The 16251-nt window shown below is 72.3% G+C and carries 22 protein-coding genes; 9 read left to right on the forward strand and 13 right to left on the reverse strand.

All coding sequences use genetic code 11. The annotated features are described in order from the left end of the window. Positions 1-37 precede the first annotated feature (37 nt). On the forward strand, positions 38-469 hold the full coding sequence (locus tag CP967_RS15435) for a glutaredoxin domain-containing protein (RefSeq protein ID WP_150488538.1): 432 nt from the start codon (positions 38-40) through the stop codon (positions 467-469). Between the two features lie 191 nt (positions 470-660). Here CP967_RS15435 and CP967_RS15440 read toward each other — a convergent pair whose 3' ends face one another. The 4 genes from CP967_RS15440 to CP967_RS15455 form a co-directional block, all read right to left on the reverse strand. Beyond that, positions 661-1047 carry a hypothetical protein gene (locus CP967_RS15440; protein ID WP_150488539.1) on the reverse strand — a complete coding sequence of 129 codons (387 nt, stop codon included), beginning with the start codon at positions 1045-1047 and terminating at the stop codon, positions 661-663. A 169-nt stretch (positions 1048-1216) separates the two neighbouring features. Beyond that, positions 1217-1873, reverse strand: a complete 657-nt coding sequence (locus CP967_RS15445; RefSeq protein WP_150488540.1) for a class I SAM-dependent methyltransferase — start codon at positions 1871-1873, stop codon at positions 1217-1219. Positions 1874-2020: 147 nt separating this feature from the next. Continuing rightward, on the reverse strand, positions 2021-2230 hold the full coding sequence (locus CP967_RS15450) for a DUF397 domain-containing protein (RefSeq protein WP_150488541.1): 210 nt from the start codon (positions 2228-2230) through the stop codon (positions 2021-2023). After that, positions 2227-3066 carry a helix-turn-helix domain-containing protein gene (locus CP967_RS15455; RefSeq protein ID WP_150488542.1) on the reverse strand — a complete coding sequence of 280 codons (840 nt, stop codon included), beginning with the start codon at positions 3064-3066 and terminating at the stop codon, positions 2227-2229. Before CP967_RS15455 ends, CP967_RS15450 begins: the two co-directional genes overlap by 4 nt. A 103-nt stretch (positions 3067-3169) precedes the next feature. Here CP967_RS15455 and CP967_RS15460 point away from each other — a divergent pair, with 103 nt between their 5' ends. Beyond that, entirely contained in the window at positions 3170-3430 is a 261-nt protein-coding gene (locus tag CP967_RS15460) for a hypothetical protein (protein ID WP_150488543.1), read from the forward strand. 164 nt (positions 3431-3594) lie between these two features. Further along, complete coding sequence (locus CP967_RS15465; RefSeq protein ID WP_150488544.1) at positions 3595-3981, forward strand: hypothetical protein; 387 nt, start codon at positions 3595-3597, stop codon at positions 3979-3981. A gap of 195 nt (positions 3982-4176) precedes the next feature. On the opposite strand, the gene CP967_RS15470 is transcribed toward CP967_RS15465, so the two are convergent. Both CP967_RS15470 and CP967_RS15475 read right to left on the reverse strand, forming a co-directional pair. Beyond that, positions 4177-4728 (reverse strand): TetR/AcrR family transcriptional regulator, encoded by a 552-nt coding sequence (locus tag CP967_RS15470; protein WP_150488545.1) that lies wholly within the window; start codon positions 4726-4728, stop codon positions 4177-4179. 6 nt (positions 4729-4734) lie between these two features. Further along, on the reverse strand, positions 4735-5316 hold the full coding sequence (locus CP967_RS15475; protein WP_150488546.1) for a sugar O-acetyltransferase: 582 nt from the start codon (positions 5314-5316) through the stop codon (positions 4735-4737). Between the two features lie 161 nt (positions 5317-5477). Between CP967_RS15475 and CP967_RS15480 the strand changes: the two genes are divergently transcribed. The 3 genes from CP967_RS15480 to CP967_RS15490 all read left to right on the forward strand — a co-directional run bounded on the left by CP967_RS15480 (position 5478) and on the right by CP967_RS15490 (position 7251). Next, entirely contained in the window at positions 5478-5816 is a 339-nt protein-coding gene (locus CP967_RS15480; protein WP_150488547.1) for a hypothetical protein, read from the forward strand. 166 nt (positions 5817-5982) lie between these two features. Next, entirely contained in the window at positions 5983-6321 is a 339-nt protein-coding gene (locus CP967_RS15485) for a deoxyxylulose-5-phosphate synthase (protein WP_150488548.1), read from the forward strand. A gap of 279 nt (positions 6322-6600) precedes the next feature. Continuing rightward, the gene (locus tag CP967_RS15490; protein ID WP_150491870.1) at positions 6601-7251 is read left to right on the forward strand and encodes an HAD-IA family hydrolase; all 651 of its coding nucleotides are present in this window, start codon (positions 6601-6603) and stop codon (positions 7249-7251) included. Here CP967_RS15490 and CP967_RS15495 read toward each other — a convergent pair. Further along, positions 7223-7999, reverse strand: a complete 777-nt coding sequence (locus tag CP967_RS15495) for a TetR/AcrR family transcriptional regulator (protein ID WP_150488549.1) — start codon at positions 7997-7999, stop codon at positions 7223-7225. The genes CP967_RS15490 and CP967_RS15495 overlap by 29 nt on opposite strands. Before the next feature lie 117 nt (positions 8000-8116). Between CP967_RS15495 and CP967_RS15500 the strand changes: the two genes are divergently transcribed. After that, complete coding sequence (locus CP967_RS15500) at positions 8117-9103, forward strand: ATP-binding cassette domain-containing protein (RefSeq protein WP_150488550.1); 987 nt, start codon at positions 8117-8119, stop codon at positions 9101-9103. Then, on the forward strand, positions 9096-9881 hold the full coding sequence (locus CP967_RS15505) for an ABC transporter permease (RefSeq protein ID WP_150488551.1): 786 nt from the start codon (positions 9096-9098) through the stop codon (positions 9879-9881). Before CP967_RS15500 ends, CP967_RS15505 begins: the two co-directional genes overlap by 8 nt. Positions 9882-9963: 82 nt before the next feature. On the opposite strand, the gene CP967_RS15510 is transcribed toward CP967_RS15505, so the two are convergent. The 3 genes from CP967_RS15510 to CP967_RS15520 form a co-directional block, all read right to left on the reverse strand. Next, positions 9964-11214: a GNAT family N-acetyltransferase gene (locus tag CP967_RS15510; RefSeq protein ID WP_150488552.1), complete on the reverse strand. Its 1251-nt coding sequence runs from the start codon at positions 11212-11214 to the stop codon at positions 9964-9966. A gap of 111 nt (positions 11215-11325) precedes the next feature. Continuing rightward, entirely contained in the window at positions 11326-12309 is a 984-nt protein-coding gene (locus CP967_RS15515) for an asparaginase (RefSeq protein ID WP_150488553.1), read from the reverse strand. Positions 12310-12363: 54 nt separating this feature from the next. After that, positions 12364-13038: an RsiG family protein gene (locus tag CP967_RS15520; protein ID WP_341874671.1), complete on the reverse strand. Its 675-nt coding sequence runs from the start codon at positions 13036-13038 to the stop codon at positions 12364-12366. Positions 13039-13288: 250 nt separating this feature from the next. Here CP967_RS15520 and dtd point away from each other — a divergent pair, with 250 nt between their 5' ends. Next, positions 13289-13738 (forward strand): D-aminoacyl-tRNA deacylase, encoded by a 450-nt coding sequence (gene dtd / locus CP967_RS15525; RefSeq protein ID WP_150488555.1) that lies wholly within the window; start codon positions 13289-13291, stop codon positions 13736-13738. A gap of 101 nt (positions 13739-13839) precedes the next feature. Here dtd and ygfZ read toward each other — a convergent pair whose 3' ends face one another. The 3 genes from ygfZ to CP967_RS15540 form a co-directional block, all read right to left on the reverse strand. After that, a complete protein-coding gene (ygfZ, locus tag CP967_RS15530; RefSeq protein ID WP_150488556.1) occupies positions 13840-14805 on the reverse strand; it encodes a CAF17-like 4Fe-4S cluster assembly/insertion protein YgfZ in 966 nt (321 codons plus the stop codon). Positions 14806-14941: 136 nt separating this feature from the next. Further along, complete coding sequence (locus tag CP967_RS15535; RefSeq protein WP_150488557.1) at positions 14942-15451, reverse strand: Fur family transcriptional regulator; 510 nt, start codon at positions 15449-15451, stop codon at positions 14942-14944. A gap of 107 nt (positions 15452-15558) precedes the next feature. After that, positions 15559-16131 carry a heme-binding beta-barrel domain-containing protein gene (locus tag CP967_RS15540; protein WP_150488558.1) on the reverse strand — a complete coding sequence of 191 codons (573 nt, stop codon included), beginning with the start codon at positions 16129-16131 and terminating at the stop codon, positions 15559-15561. Positions 16132-16251: the final 120 nt, after the last annotated feature.

Here is a 16251-nt window from a genome sequence, read left to right on the forward strand (position 1 = left end):
TGCTCATCAGTTCTGCTCATCGGTAGCCTGCGTCCTCATGATGCGCCCCTGGATCCTGCCCGTGCTGTTCACGCTTTCCGGCTCACTCGTCGCTGCCGGCCTGATCGCCCGGGGTGAACCTGGTGAAGCCGTGGCGCTCCTGCTGCTGTTCGTGCTGCTCGCCGGTGTGAACTCGCCGCTGGTCTTCCCCAGGCCGACCGGTGCGCTGGAGGCACAGCGCCGCAGTGCGGTGGACGGCAGACCGGTCGTCTACTGGCGGCCGGGCTGCGTCTACTGTCTGCGGCTGCGTACCCGGCTGGGCCGCGACGCCCGCCGGCTCCACTGGGTCGACATCTGGCGCGACCCGGCCGGGGCCGCAGCGGTGAGGGCGGCCAACGACGGCAACGAGACCGTGCCGACCGTCGTCGTGGCGGGCCGACCGCACACCAACCCCGATCCCGAGTGGGTGCGCGGGCAGCTTCTCCCGTAACGGGGCGGCCGATACGGCACCGCCCGCAGCCCTCGCAGACAGTCACCGGCGCGGCACCGTCCGGACCTCCGCCTGTACCGGCGACGCGGACGGAAACCGGAAACACAGGCTCGGCAGAACCGCATGCGCTTGTTCCCCCGGCCGGTTCGCGACCGCTACGGCCGGACGGCCACCGCGTCGATTCCCGACGCTCACAACTTACGGGCCAAGAGCTCCATTTCGGGCAGCGTCCCTGAGTGTGCCCCGCTCACCACCTCACGCAGGACGGACCTGACCTCGGTCAGGCCGAGCCCGAGCCCGGCCCGCAGAACGCGCATGACCGCGACGCCACCCGCCGACGGGTCCACCCGGAGTCGTGCCGCTCCATGGGCGAGGAGCAGCTTCTCCCTCCACTCGGAAGGCAGGTCGCCGCCGCACGCGGCCACCGCGAACCCGCAGGCTGAGCACGTGGTCTCCGTGTCCCAGCGCAAGGAGCCGTCCACCAGGGCCTGGACGCCCCGGCACTCCGACTCCGCACCGCACTCCTGGCACCCGGCCGAGTACCCGACCGATTCGAAAACCACCTGCTCCGTCCCCACCGGCCCAAGGGTAGGAGACCGGACCGACGGCGAGCCGGGCGAAGAGCGAGGCGTATCCCACCGATAAGGCAGGAGGTGTCCGCTGGATGGCTGAGGGACCCTCTCGCCACCGGTACGAGGACCCCACGCACCCTGCGGAAGCCATGGCCCTGCCGGATGCCGGACATCCTCAGCCCTGCCGCCACACGAGCGTGTAACGCCAGAACAGCCGCCGCCGCATCCGTGCACCGGGGAGAACCGCCCGGGCCTCACGGACGATGTCGTCGTAGGACATGTCCTCCGGGCGGGTGGGGGCCGTCATGGAGACGGGCCGGGGCGAGCGGCGGCCCTTGTTCTTCAGCCAGCCCACAGCCGCGTTGGCCGGTACGGCGACGGCTCCGAGGAAGTGGTCCACAGGGGTCCTGGGACGTGCCAGGCCGACGATCACCAGGGTCCCGCCCGGCGCCAGATGGCGGCGGAAGCGGGTGAGCGACGAGGTGAACGGCAGGTGGTGGACCGTGGCGACGCAGGTGATGACGTCGTAGGTCTCGTCCGGGAAATCCGCTGTGGCGTCCGCCACGGTGAAGGTCACCGGAAGTCCGGCCGGGGTCAGCTCCCGGGCCCGCGCGGTGATCACCGGATCGGCGTCGATCCCCTTCACCGCCGCGGCGCGGCCGGCCAGCAGCCTGGCGAGGTCACCGCTGCCCGAGCCCACGTCCAGGGCCCGGCCGAAGCGCCTCGGCAGCTGCCGCAGTATCCACCGGTGGTAGTGGGCGTTGTGATCCCAGGGGTAGGCGGAGTTGAACCGCTCCAGCGCCCGCAGGGCACGGGAAGTCAGGATCCCCATCCGCACAGTCCACCACCTCCGCCCCCGGCGGGACTTGTCGCACCGAAGGCCGGGACTCCAGCATGCGGGCCCGCCTCCCACGCCCACCGCCGCGCGGCCTCACCGCCCACTGGACGGCAGGGCCGCTTCCGTCGGCCTGTACCCCGGTCAGACGGTGCTGAAGTCACCGGCCTTGACGCCCTCGACGAAGGAGACGAACGCCGGAACCGGGACCTCCATGACCGGGCCGTTCGGGTTCTTGGAATCGCGGACGGGAACAAGGCCATGCGAGGTGATGAGGTTCGCGGCGACCTCGATGCACTGGCCGCCGTTGCCGCTGTAGGAGGACGTGAACCAACGGGGGGATGCAGTCGTCACGAGTTGCCCTTTCGTAGCTCTTGGACCATGGCAACGGATGCCGCCTGGGATAGCGATTCAGCCTGAAGTTGATGGTAGGCCGCCAATATGGGCACCACGAAAGCACTTTCACGTTCCAGGTGGCCCTGCTGGGAGGACTCCGCGTACGACATGAGAGAGCGGTCGGACAGGGTGAGGATGGTGACAGGCAAGCTGAAGGGCCTACGCTCGCCCATCGAGAACGGCGCGATCTGTAGAACTGTGTGAGGGCGCTCGGCGAACTCGATGAGCCGCGCGAACTGCTCGTCCATGACTGCGGGGGACCCCATCGGTCTGCGAACGCAGCTCTCGTCGAGTACCGCGATGATCAGAGGAGACGGTGACTTCAGGAGAGCCGCCTGTCTCTTGGCCACCAACTCAACCCGCTCGTCAGCCTGTTCTTGAGTGATCGCCTCTCTCCGGACCGCATCGGCTTCCAGCGTTGCCGCATAGTCAGGTGTCTGCAGGAGGCCAGGGATGACACCTACTTCGTACAGGCGGATCTCCACCGCCCGGCTTTCATGTCCCACGTACTCCGGGAAGCCCTCCAGAAGCACCCCGTGCCGCATCTCGCGCCATTCGCGCTCGAAGGACTCAGGCGTCCCGGCGGTACCGATGGCCTGGTCGAGCTCACGCGAGAAACGAAGAGTCGGCGGTTTCCTACAGGTTTCCACGGCCGAAACGTGTTGGCTGGAATACGTCAACTTTCCCGCCAAGTCCTCCTGGCTCCACCCAAAGCCTTCCCGGACCTGCCGGATACGGGCCCCGTACGCCGCCCTCGGACTCGACGCCGGGTTCAACTCCTTGCGATTGACCACGAAACCAGCTGCCTTCCTTCGGTTTCAGCTAGTTGAAGAGGTCTCGACTCTAGGCCACGCTGAACCCCCTCAGTAGCGGAATGACTACGGAGAGGAGCTGTCCGTGCTCTCTGAGAACGGTGCCTCGAACTGGCGGGAGCCCCCGCCCCTTCCGGCCCTCGGCACGCTCGTCGTGGACACCGGGAACGATGACCGGGTGGGTGAGTTCCGAGGGACCGCAGGCCCCTACTGGTCGTTGCGGCCCGTCCGTGGCGGGCCCGAGTGGGGGGCCGAGCCTGCTCTCGTACGCCCGGTCGACGCGGCGGAGCGGATGCGCGCGGAGACCGCTCGGGCGAATGCCCGGAGCCGCGGGGAACTGCTCTGAGGTCCCGTCTCCGTCCCAGCCCCCGCGCAGATCACCCTCTTGCGGCACCGAGGGGTTGACGGCTCCTGGGCGTCACCCCCATCCCAGCGCCAATCCTCCGCCCCTGCCCCGCGTTTCTCCGCCGGCCGGCACCGGCCGGGCCCTCCCCGAGAAGAGCCGCCGCCATGGACCAGTGCACCGCCATGACCTTGATCAGCCCTCCCGCCCATCTGGCGGATCTGCTCGCGAACGCCGAACCGGCGCACGTCCTCTGCGAGCTCGGCGAAGGCCATGAGGGCGACCACGCCCAGATGCTGTGGGACGACGACACGAACGACCTGGCCGCCTGGGCCCGGTGGAACGAACGCCGTGTCCGGCTCGTGCCCCGGCCGTGGTGCCCGGAGAACGCGTCTTCCGGTGAGGAGGAGGTGTGCGGGCTGTTCGCGGGCCATCCCTCCGGGCATTCGTGGGAGGTCACCGACCCGACCAGGGAAGCGCTGTGCCACGCGTTGGCCATGAAGCACCCGGATCTGTTCCCGGAGTGCACCGGGCCCGAGGACCGGGCGGGCTGAGATCCGCCGTGGAAGCCTCAGGCTCCGCCCCGAAGAGGGCTTGCCCCGATAAGGGCTTGCCCGGGAGAGGACTTGCCCGGAGAGAGCTCGCCCCGGGAGCCACTTGCCCCGGGCCGGAGCCACTTGTCCCAGGCCGGGTGCCCGCGGGGGCGCGGTGTCAGGTCCGCGCCCCCGCGGGCGGTCAGGGGGCCGCTGTCACGGCGTGGCGGCCGTGATGCGGTGGACCGCCCGGCTGGTGAGATCACGGCCGTGGGGCGCTCCGTTATCGAGGGCGCGGTGCAGGGTGAGGCCCTCGATGAGCGCGTCGAGCTGGCGGGCGGTGTCCGGGTCGAAGTACCGCTCCAGCAGATGCCTGCTGCGGCGCATCCACGTCTGGGTGAGTTCCTGGTACTCGGGCCGGCGGGCGGCGAGGGTGTACAGCTCCTGGGTCAGGACCAGGTCGCGGCGGGGCCCTTCGGACAGGGTGTGGACGAGGTCGGTGACGGCCTCACGCGCCTCTTCGGGGCTCCCCACCGGCTCCAGGTACTCCTCGAACACGGCCACGATATGGTCGGCGAACCGTGTGAAGGCCTGCCGCAACAGGTCGTCGATGCCTTCGAAGTGGTACGTCATCGAACCGAGGGGTACGGAGGCGCGGGCGGCGATCTTGCGGTGGGAGACCCCCGCGACGCCCTCCTCGGCGATGTGGTCCAGCGTCGCCGCGAGGATGCGCTCGCGGCGCTGCGGATCCGCGTGCCCGGTGGCCATCGCCCCTCAGAGGCTGCGGATCGGGCGGGCCGGATTGCCCACGGCGACGACACCGGCGGGCACGTCCTTGGTGACCACCGAACCGGCGCCGATCACGCTGTTGTCCCCGATCGTCACGCCGGGGCAGACGATGACACCGCCGCCGAGCCAGACGTTGTTCCCGATCACGATGGGGCTCGCCGCCTCCAGCTTGTCGCGCCGGGGCTGCGGCTCCAGGGGGTGCGTCGGGGTGAGGAGCTGGACGTTCGGGCCGATCTGGCAGTCCTCGCCGATGGTGATCGCGGCGACGTCCAGCGCGGTGAGGTTGTAGTTGACGAAGGTGCGGGCCCCGATGGTGATGTTGCTGCCGTAGTCGACGTACAGCGGCGGCCGTACGTGCACCTCGTCGGCGACCGAGCCGAGGAGTTCGGCGAGCACCCCGGCGGCGGAGCGCGCGTCCTCGGTGTAAGCGGCCTGGTACCGCGCGGCCAGACGCACCGCCCGCTGCTGGCGGGCTTCGATCTCCGGGTCGTCGGCGATGTAGAGGTCCCCGGCCGCCATGCGTTCGAGGTTGGTACGCGGGTCTCCCGCGAAGTAGTCCGTCGGCATGCGTCCGACTCTACCCCCTGAAGTGTACGAACGTACGCTCCAATCCGGGAGCCGTTCCCCGGGCCGCCTCCGCCCGGTCGGCGGGGCGTCGCCGGACAGGTTCCGGCAAGACTCCGGCCGGGGTCTGTCCGGCCGGACCCTGCCCCCGTACAGTCCGGTGCATGGGTGACGCGCTGCCGCTGCTGGTGCTCGTGGGCGCGCTCGGCGCGGTCATGGGCCTCTTCACCTGGCTGGCCGTCCATGTCCGCCGCCGCGGCTCGGCGGGGGCGGGGGTCACCGCGGCCCTGGCGGCGTACGACGAGGCATTCCGGGTCACCGCGCACGAGGCGCACCACGAGATCCAGGCCCAGGCGGACCGCCGGGCCCCGCTGACCTCACCCGACGGCCTCCGGGAACGGAGGCGCGAGGTGCCCGGCCGCCGGCCGGGCGGACGGCAGCGGGTCCGGCGGCCGGCGCGTGGGCCATGGAGGAGCCTCCGGCGGCTGCGGCGCGCGCGTTGACGGGCAAAAGGGACGGGCGGGAGGGCCGGGCGGAGGTGGGGCGGGAGGGGGCGGCGGGGCAGACGGACGGGCCGGGAAGGCGGACAGGACGGACGGGCCGGGGCAGACGGACGGGCCGGGAAGAAATCACTCGATCGGGTGTGGGGCTCTCGCTAACCTGCCGTACATGCCTGCCGGTAAAACCTCGTACGTCTGCCTGCCGTGCCGCGCTTCGTACAAGAAGGCGTACGACAGCGATCCGCGCCGTCCGGACCACGTCTGCCCGCGATGCGCGGGGGCGCTGATCCACGTCGGCTCGGCCTTCGCGACGCCTCGACGGCGGGACACGGCCGCGTGGCGCACCCTTTCCGTCCTGCTGCACGCGGGGATCCGTTTCCACAAGAGCTGCTGCGGCGGCCCCGGTTACCGGCCCCGCTCGCTGCGCGAGGTGAAGGAGCGGATGGCGTACGCCGAGGCCACCGGGGAGCCGTTCGCGCGGGCGCTGCTGCGTGGCGAGGTGCCGTAACCGCCGGAAACCGGCCGCCCGGTGCGGGAAGGCGCGGCCGGCGGGCACGACGGCGGTGTCCTCCGCCGGCCCGTGTCCGCGCGGCACCGCCTTCGTCCGGTCCTCCCGGACCCGCACCCCGTACCGCCCGGACACCACCGAGGGACAAGACCGAGGGACGAGCCCGTGGACACCTCCGACACGCCCCGGCCGCAGGGCACACCCGCCCCCGGCGCCCCGCCCGGCCGTCCTCCCGGCGGCGTCCTCCCGGCGCAAGGGACCGGCGCCCCCTACGACGCGGTGCTCTGCGACCTGGACAACGTCGTCCGTTTCTACGACCTGACCCGCCTCTCCGAGCTGGAGCGCGCCTACGGCCTGCCCGAGGGCACCACCACGGGCATCGCCTACGCCCCCGGGACCGACCTTCCGCTCCTCCTCGGCCGGATCACCCCGGACGAGTGGGTCGCCGCCATCGCGTCCGGCCTCGCCGGGCGGGTCGGTGAGGAGCGGGCACGGGAGCTGGGGGAAGCCCTTCGCGGCGCGCCTTTCCGGGCGGACGAGGCGGTGGTGGCCCTGCTGCGGCGCGTACGGGAACGGATGCCCCTGGTGCTGGTCACCAACGCCACGCTCCAGCTGGAGGAGGACCTGGCCCTTCTGGGGCTCACCGGGCTGGCGCACCACGTGGTCAGCAGCGCGCTGGAGGGCGTCGCCAAACCCGACCCCGCCATCTACCGGATCGCCGCCGCCCGGGCGGGGGTGCCCGTGGACCGGTGCCTGTTCGTCGACGACCGTCAGGAGAACGTCGACGCGGCGGTGGCGCTCGGGATGACCGGTGTGCTCTTCCGCGAACCGGACGGCCTGCGGGGCCTGTTCGGATTCGGGTACGACGAGGAAGCGCCCGCCCCCGCGCCCGGCGCGGGGCTCACGCCCCCGCCGACTCCTTGCGGATGAGCTCCTCCACGCCGTCCAGCAACCGCTCCAGGCCGAACACGAACTCGTAGTCGGGGTCGTCCGGTTCGGTCATGATGTCGGCCTCCAGCAGCCGGACCAGCGCCGGGTGCCGTACCGGGTCGACGAGCCGCTTGAGCGTGCGTTCCCAGCGGGCCATGACCTCCTCGGCGGGCACGCCCTCCCGCTCCACGGCGGCGGCGATGTCGCTCATCAGCAGCGCGTCGTTCCGTACGAGGCCGGACACCAGCAGGATCACGGAGATCTTGGACCCCTCGGTGAGTCCGCTGTCCGACAGCGCCTGGAGGCCCTGTTCCCACCAGGCCACCGAGTGGGGGCTGGCGGGCGGGCCCGTGATCGGGATGCGCAGGGCCCACAGGTTGCGGTGGTACATGCGCCGCTGGGCCCACGCCCATTCGACGAGCGCCTCGCGCCAGCCCGCGCCCGACACCAGGGCCGGGAGCGGTTCGGGCTCGCCCATGGCCGCCTCCTGCATGAGGAGGTAGAGCTCCTCCTTCGCGGAGACGTAGCGGTAGAGCGCCATCGTCGACACGCCGAGTTCCTTGGCGACCCGCCCCATGGAGACGGCCGCCAGCCCCTCGGACGCGGCCACGCCCACGGCCGCCGTGACGATCCGGTCCAGCGTGAGCCCCGGCTTGGGCCCCTTGACCGGGCGCTCCCGGAGCCCCCAGGCGGCTTCGATGCTCGCCGGCAGCCCCGTTTCCCCGGATGTGCCGCTCTTGTCCGTCACCGCATGCCGCCCTCTCCCCGCGCAGTCTTGACCCTCATCCTAGATTTGCGTATTACTTACACAGTAACGCGTATGTCATACACAGAAGCATGCGGGAACCGAAGGGGGGTCTCCGTGATGACGGAGACGATGATCGAGGCCCACGGCCTCACCAAGTCCTACGGAAAGCCGTCCGCCCGCGTCCGGGTCCTGGACGGCCTCGGCCTGCGGGTGCCCCGGGCCGAGGTGTTCGCCCTGCTCGGGCCCAACGGCGCGGGCAAGACCACCACGGTCCGCATCCTGGCCACCCTGTCCACCGCCGACTCCGGCACCGCGCGCGTCGCCGGGTACGACGTCGTCGCCGACCGGCGCGAGGTGCGCCGTTCGATCAGCCTGACCGGTCAGTACGCCGCCGTGGACGAGACCCAGACCGGCGAGGAGAACCTGCGGATGACGGCCCGGCTGGCCGGTCTGTCACGCGCGGAGGCGGGGCGCCGCGCCGATGAACTGCTCGCCCGCTTCGGCCTCACCGAAGCGGCCCGCCGCCAGGTACGCACGTACTCCGGCGGGATGCGCCGGCGCCTGGACCTCGCGGCCGGGCTGACCGGTTCTCCCGAGCCGGCCGTCTTCTTCCTGGACGAGCCCACCACGGGGCTGGACCCGCGCAGCCGCAGGGAGCTGTGGCAGGTCGTCACCGATCTGGCCGGCCGGGGCGCCACCGTACTGCTCACCACCCAGTACCTGGAGGAGGCCGACCGGCTGGCCGACCGGATCGCCGTCCTGGACCACGGGCGGATCGTCGCCGAGGGCACCCCCGAGGCGCTGAAGTCCAAGGTCCCCGGCCACCGTCTCGACCTGGTCCTCACCGGCCGGGACGCCTACACCCGCCTCGCCGGCCGCGCCGTGACCCACTCCCCCGCCACCCTCACCCTGGGCCTGCCCACCGACGGCACGGCCGCCCATGTACGCGCCCTGCTCGACGAGGTGGACCCGGACCGCAGGGACGTGGCCCGCTTCTCCCTGCACGGCGCGAGCCTCGACGACGTGTTCCTGGCCCTCACCGGCCACCACGCCCCGCGGACCGGCCCGGCGGCCGGCACCACGAAGGAGTCCAGCCATGTCTGAGACCGCTCCGGCCGCCCCCGGCCTCCTCACCCACGCCGCCGTCATGACGGGCCGCAGCCTGCGCATCAGCCGCCGCAACCTCGACGCCGTGCTCACGGCGATGACGCTGCCGGTCATGATGATGCTGGTCTTCGTCTACTTCTTCGGCGGAGCCATCGAGACCGGGACCGCGTACGACTCGTACGTCATGTACGTCGTCCCCGGGGTGCTGCTCCTCTGCGTGGGCTTCGGTTCGGCGAACACCGCGATGGCGGTGAGCGAGGACATGAAGGGCGGCGTCATCGACCGCTTCCGCACCCTGGACGTCGGCGGGACACCGGTCCTGGCCGGCCACGTCCTGGCGAGCACCGTACGCAACCTGGTCTCCACCACCCTCGTCTTCGGCGTCGCCCTCGCCATCGGCTTCCGCCCCGCCGCCACCCCCGGCGGCTGGTTCGCCCTCGCCGGGGTGCTCCTCGCCTACGTCGTCGCCCTCTCCTGGTTCGCCGCCGCCCTCGGCCTGCTCGCCCGCTCCCCGGAAGCGGCCGGCGGCTTCACCTTCTTCATGTCGTTCCTGCCCTACCCCAGCAGCGCGTTCGTCCCCGTCGACTCGATGCCCGGCTGGCTGCACGGCTTCGCCGACCACCAGCCCGTCACCCCGGCCATCGAGTCCCTGCGCGGCCTGCTGCTGGACCGGCCGGTGGGCGGCGCCCCCTGGATCGCGCTCGCCTGGGCCGCCGGAATCCTCGCGGTGGCGATCGGACTGTCGGGGGTGCTGTTCCGGCTGCGGACCCGGTGACGGCCGCCGGGGTACGGGCCGCCCAGCCCCTCACCGGGGCCGGACCCCGCGGGCGCCGGCCGGCCCGTGAACCGGCCGCCGGTCAGAACATGTCCGGGCACCAGGCCCGCCGCTCGGCCCGGAAGACCGCGTCCGCCGACCGGACGGCACCGGGGCGGAGCTCCTCGACGCCGCCCAGTGCCGCGAGCCGCAGCGCCGACTCGTCGCCGAGGTAGAGCGTGGCCAGTTCGGTGGCGCCCAGGGCGAGATCCGCGCTCCGCGTCGTGGGAACACAGGAGGCACCGGACGGGGAGACGTCCAGCCGGAACCGGCCGCCGGCCAGGCCCGCCTCGTCCCGGACGTCCAGCACCAGGGACGCCTCGGCCGCGTAGGAGCGCGCCTCCAGCGCGCGCGGGACGTCCAGGAGGCGCAGCCACAGCCAGTCCGCGTAGGTCACGACCCGCGCTGCCCGGGGGTCGGGGAGGAAGAAGGGCAGCAGGTCGTCCGGCGCGCGGTATCCGGTACGGACGGTGGTGACCCAGTCGATCGAGCAGACGAACCGCCACAGGGCGCGCTCCGCCGCCGGGGTGGCCGCGATCAGTTCACGTACCGTCGCCTTGTTCAGCGGCTGCTTCGCGTCGCCCCACCGGTCGTCCGCCCGGTAGACGAGCAACCCGTCCACCTCGCCGTCCGCCGACCGGTACATCGCGTAGAACGGCTCCGTCCACGCCTCGTACGACGGCACGCCGATCCCCGTACCGCGCTGCCACCAGTGCTCGTCACGGCTGACGAACCCGTGCCTGCGGGCGGCCAGGCGCTCGTGCAGGACCGGTCCCAGCTTGCGTACGGTGCCGCCGTCCACCAGGTCGATGCTGCCGCCGTCCGCCCCGTCCGGGACCGGGCGGTGCGGGTCCAGGCCGGTCCGGGGGACGTCGATCTCCCACTCGGTCGCCCAGGCCGAGGGGCCGAACCCGTACCGCCCGTAGATCGGGTACTCCGCCGCGATCAGCGAGGCCACCACCTCGCCCCGCTCCCGGGCGGCCGCCAGGTCCGCCGCCATCATCCGGCCCAGCAGACCGCGGCGGCGGTGCGTGGGTGACACCGTCACGGCCGTGATCGCGTCGGCCGGCACCCGGGCACCGCCGACCACCGTCAGTTCCTGGGCGAAGGAACGGAAGGTCGCCACACACCGCCCGGCGTCGAACACCCCCTGCACGCGCGGCAGATCGGTCCGGGCGAGGTTCACCTCGACGTCCTCCTCCGTCGCCCTGTACGGACGTAGGAAACCGGTCTCCACGCCTCGCATCCAGTCGGGGAGGTCGGCGGCGGAGACGGCACGCGGATCAAGGCTCATGTGGCACACGCTAGGCACTCGGCACCCTGCCTGTCGTGCGTTTTCCCGCACCTCGTGCCCGCACCCGGCCGGCCCCGCGGAAGAAGGGGTGCCCCGGGGGCGCCCCGCCCCTCAGAACGCCGCGCGGATCTCCCCGACCTCCGCGGCGCCGCCCGTCAGCGGTGCCCGGCCGATCCGGGCGACCACCGGGGCGTCGACGCCCAGCAGTCCGAGCGCGCGGGCCAGCACCGGGCCGAGCGCACGCGTCGAACCGTCGTCGATCTTGAAAGCCAGCGCCCGCCCGTCCGGCAGCGCCACCGCCTGGACCGCCTCGGCGCCCATCTTGGACAGCACGCCCGGCACCTCACGCATCAGCCAGGTGTCCGGCCGCCGGGTGCCCGCCACGTACTCCGGGTGGGCCCGCATCGCGTCCGCGACCCGGCGCTCGGCCGAGCCCGGCGCGGCGGTGACGAAGGTGCGGAAGGCGCGGGCCAGGCCCACCAGGCCGATCGCCATCAGCGGCGCACCGCAGCCGTCCGTGCCGACCGCCGCGACCGGCTCGCCCGCCGCCTCCGCGACGACCTGGCAGGTCAGCCGCTGCAAGGGGTGGGCCGGGTCGAGGTAGCCGGCCGTGTCCCAGCCGTTGCGCACGCAGACGGCGAGCATCGCCGCGTGCTTGCCCGAGCAGTTCATGGTGAGCGGCTCGCGCACCCGCCCGGCGGCGAGGTACGCCTCCGCCTCCACCGGGTCCAGCGGCAGATCGGGCGGGGTCCGCAGGTCCTCCGGGGTCAGGCCGTGCTCGGAGAGCATCGTGCGGACCAGGTCGAGGTGGAAGGCCTCGCCGGAGTGGCTCGCCGCGGCCAGCGCCAGCCGCTCCCCCGACAGGTCGAGGCCGGCCCGCAGGATCGCGGCGGCCTGCATCGGCTTGTTGCACGAGCGCGGGAAGACGGGGGCCGCGGGGTCGCCGAGGGCCAGTTCGACACTCCCGTCCGCCGCCAGGACGACCAGCGACCCCCGGTGGTGGCCCTCCGTGAAACCGGACCGTACGACCTCGGCCAGAACCGGCGGCGCGGAAGAGACGAAGGAGGAGCGCGACGGGGATGTCGGGGATGTCATGGGGGCTGGTGGCCTTCCGGAGACGGGACGGAACCCGCCTCCGGAAGGATCACTTCAGGCCAGCAGGTCGTCTACTTGTGCTTCACCGTCACGGTACCTGCGGGCGATCTCCGCACTGCAATCGTCGACCGTCCGCTGGAGCCGGTGGCGGCGCCGCGAGACCTGCCGCTCGTAGCCGACCAGCCGCCCCATCGCCGACGCCAGCTCCTCGTCCGTCCGGGCCCGCAGATCGGAGAGTCCCACCTCGGCCAGGGTGTCCGCCGCCAGCTGCCGGTACTCGTCGCTGCGCGGCGTGGTGAGGGTGACGTGCCGCACCGAGGAGCGGTGCACGGACGGGGCGTCGGCGAGGATCTCCGACAACCGGTCCACCACCGGCGTCTGCGGACCGGTGCGGCGGGCGAGCTCCGCCCGCAGGATGTCGATCCGGCCCTGCACCAGCCGGCGTACGTAACTGAGGTCCGCCTCGTCCCGCCGGGCGTCGCGGCACACGGTACGCAGCTCCGGCAGCCCCAGACCGCCGAACCCCGCCTGCGGCAGCGCCGCTCCCGTCCCCTCCGCGGAGGGGACGGGAGCCCCGGGTGCCCCGAGGGCTCCGGGAGTTTCGGGCGCTCCGTGGGCTCCGGGGGTTTCGGGGGCTCCGGGGGTTTCGGGGGCTCCCGCCGCTCCTCCGCTGCCCGCCGTCTGCCCCGGCACGTGCAGCGGGCCGGGCTGCTGCACCGGCAGCGGCACGGCCGCCGGAAGAGGCGCGGGCCGCTGGTCCGGTCCGGGCGCGGCACCGGTTCGCTGTACGGGTGGCCGCAAGGTACCGGCAGTACGTGTCACCGGCACGGCGCCGGGCGATGGCCCGGTTCCCTGTGTACTCATGCTGTTCCGTCCCCTCGGCCGGTGCGTCGGCACACCGACACCGTGCATGGTGCCACTACGGAGGGTGCTCGTGCAGGTGCTCTGTACCCGTTCGGCCCAAGATAGGTTGGTCTGTATGCGTGCAGTGATACAGCGGGTGGACGGTGCGAGCGTCACCGTCGCGGGCGCCGGGGACGACCCGGCCACGGCCGGGACGGTCGGCGAGATCATCGGTGAGGGGCTGTGTGTGCTGGTGGGAGTCACCCACGGGGACACCGCCGAGAAGGCGGCACAGCTCGCCCGGAAGCTCTGGACCCTGCGGATCCTGGACGGTGAGAAGTCCTGCTCGGACGTGAACGCGCCGCTCCTGGTCATCTCGCAGTTCACGCTCTACGGGGACGCCAGGAAGGGCCGCAGGCCCACCTGGAACGCCGCCGCGCCCGGCGACGTCGCCGAGCCGCTCGTCGACGAGGTCGTGGCGCGGCTGCGCGCGCTGGGGGCACGGGTGGAGACGGGCCGGTTCGGGGCGGACATGCGGGTCTCGCTCACCAACCACGGCCCGTTCACCGTGCTCGTCGAGGTGTGACCGGCCGGGCCCCGGCGCCCGGTGCCCCGGCCCGACGCCACCGCGCCGGGCCGGGGCCTACGGTCCTGGAGGCCGGGGCTTTCGGTCCTGGAGGCCGGTGCCTACGGTTCGACGACCGTCTCCTGGGCGGCCGCCGTGTCACCCGCGATCAGCTCCGCGTCGACCGGGACGTTCCGCTTGACCAGGGCCAGGGCAATGGGGCCCAGCTCGTGGTGGCGGGCCGAGGTGGTGACGAAGCCGAGCCGGCGGCCCTCCTCCCCGTCGGCCGCCAGCCGCAGCGGGGTGCCGGGGCCCGGCAGGTGCACCTCGCTGCCGTCCAGGTGCAGGAAGACCAGGCGGCGGGGCGGCTTCCCCAGGTTGTGGACGCGCGCGACGGTCTCCTGCCCCCGGTAACAGCCCTTCTGGAGGTGAACGGCCGTACCGATCCAGCCCAGTTCGTGCGGGATGGTGCGATGGTCGGTCTCGAAACCGAGACGCGGCCGGTGCGCCTCCACGCGCAGCGCCTCGTACGCCAGGATCCCGGCGGCCGGGCCGTTCGCGGCGGCGTACGCCTCCAGGCCGGCACGGGGGAGGAACAGGTCACGGCCGTGTGCCGTCTCGCGTACGGTCACGCCGTCGGGCACCGGGGCGATGGAACCGGCCGGCAGGTGCACCACGGCGAAGTCGGCGGTGCGGTCGGCGACCTCCACCCGGTAGAAGAACTTCATCGACTCCAGATAGGCGATCAGTTCGTCCCGGGTCCCCGGCTCGACGTGCATCCACACCGTGGCGCCGTCGTCGACCAGGTAGAGGGCGTGCTCGATGTGGCCGTTGGCGGACAGGATCAGCGCCTCGGTCGCCCGGCCGGGTTCGAGGTCGCTGACGTGCTGGGTGAGCAGCAGGTGCAGCCAGGTCAGCCGGTCGTCGCCGGTGACCGTGACGACACCGCGGTGCGAGAGGTCGACCAGGCCGCTGCCGTCGGCGAGCGCGCGTTGCTCACGGAACAGGTCGCCGTAGTGCGCGGCGACGCCTTCGTCGCGCCCCTCGGCGGGAACGGCGCCGGGCAGGGACAGCAGGGGACTCTTCATGCGACCAGCGTACGACCCGGCGGACCGTCCGTTACGAGGTCACCGGACGGCCCGGCGGCGCACCCGCCACGGGGCGGCGGAACGCCCCGGCGGTCCGCTTGTCACACGCGGGCCGGACGGCCAGGGGATGCGCCCTTCACAGGGTGCCGGACGGTCCGGACCGAGCACCGGCCGCCGGTCCCGGCCCTTCAGCCGGGGCCTCTGTCTCAGCCTTCGCCTCCGCCCCCGCCTTCGCCGTGCAGCCGGCGCACCGGCCGAAGATCGCGAAGTGCTTCATGTCCGTGTCGAAGCCGAAGGTCTCGCGCAGCTTCTCGGTGAAGTCGCTGACCACGCCGACGTCGGCCTCCATGACGTCCCCGCAGTCCCGGCAGACCAGGTGGATGTGGTGGTGGCGGTCCGCCAGGTGGTACGTCGGGGCGCCGTGCCCGAGGTGGGCGTGACTGACCAGCCCGAGCTCCTCCAGGAGCTCCAGGGTCCGGTAGACGGTGGAGATGTTCACCCCGGACGCGGTCTTGCGCACCTCGCCGAGGATGTCGTCGGGTGTCGCGTGTTCCAGTGTGTCGACCGCCTCCAGGACGAGCTGGCGCTGCGGCGTCAGCCGATAGCCGCGCTGCCGGAGGTCGGTCTTCCAGTCGGTGCTCACCACACGCCCAGTGTAGGGCGGGGCGGGCGGCGCCCACCGGGGGTCCGGTGGGCGGGACGGCCCGCCGCCCGCCGGGGCCCCGGGACGGGCCGCCCGGGTGAGGAGTCCGGCTACTTGAAGAACGCGATGCCGTCGTCAGGCATGTCACCGAGGCTCTTCGCCATCGCGGCGACCTCCTCCGGGGTGACGACCTTCTTCAGGTGCGCCGACATGTACGGGCGCAGCTCCACGTCGGGGGTCGCCTTCTCGCCGACCCACATCAGGTCGCTGTTCACATAGCCGTAGAGCCGCTTGCCGCCGCTGTAGGGCCCGGACGCCGCGGTACGGGCGACCGCGTCGGTGACGACGTCGATCTGCGGCTTCTGCTTGGCCAGCTCGCCGTACCAGACCTCGACGATGCCCTGGTCGCGGACCATGACGATCTCGACCTTGCGGTCCTTGTCGATGCGCCAGTAACCGGACTCGCTCTCCAGGGGCTTGACCTGGTTGCCCTCGGCGTCCAGCACCCAGGAGTGCGAGACGTACTCGAGGAAGTCACGGCCGTCGTGGCTGAAGGTGACCTCCTGGCCGAAGTTGCACTTCTCGGCGCCGGGGAAGTCGGAGACACCCGCACCCGCCCAGTTGCCGAGGAGGAAGGCCAGCGGCACGAGGTCCGGGTGGAGGTCGGACGGAATCTCGATCATGAGCGGCTCAGACGATCTGTGAGGGTGTACGGGAGATGTTCGGCGAGGGTCAGCGCTGGCCCTGGTACAGCTTCTTCACGGTCACCGCGGCGAAGGCGAGCACGCCCACGCAGACCAGGA

This window comes from Streptomyces nitrosporeus, assembly GCF_008704555.1.
GTDB classification, from domain to species: domain Bacteria; phylum Actinomycetota; class Actinomycetes; order Streptomycetales; family Streptomycetaceae; genus Streptomyces; species Streptomyces nitrosporeus.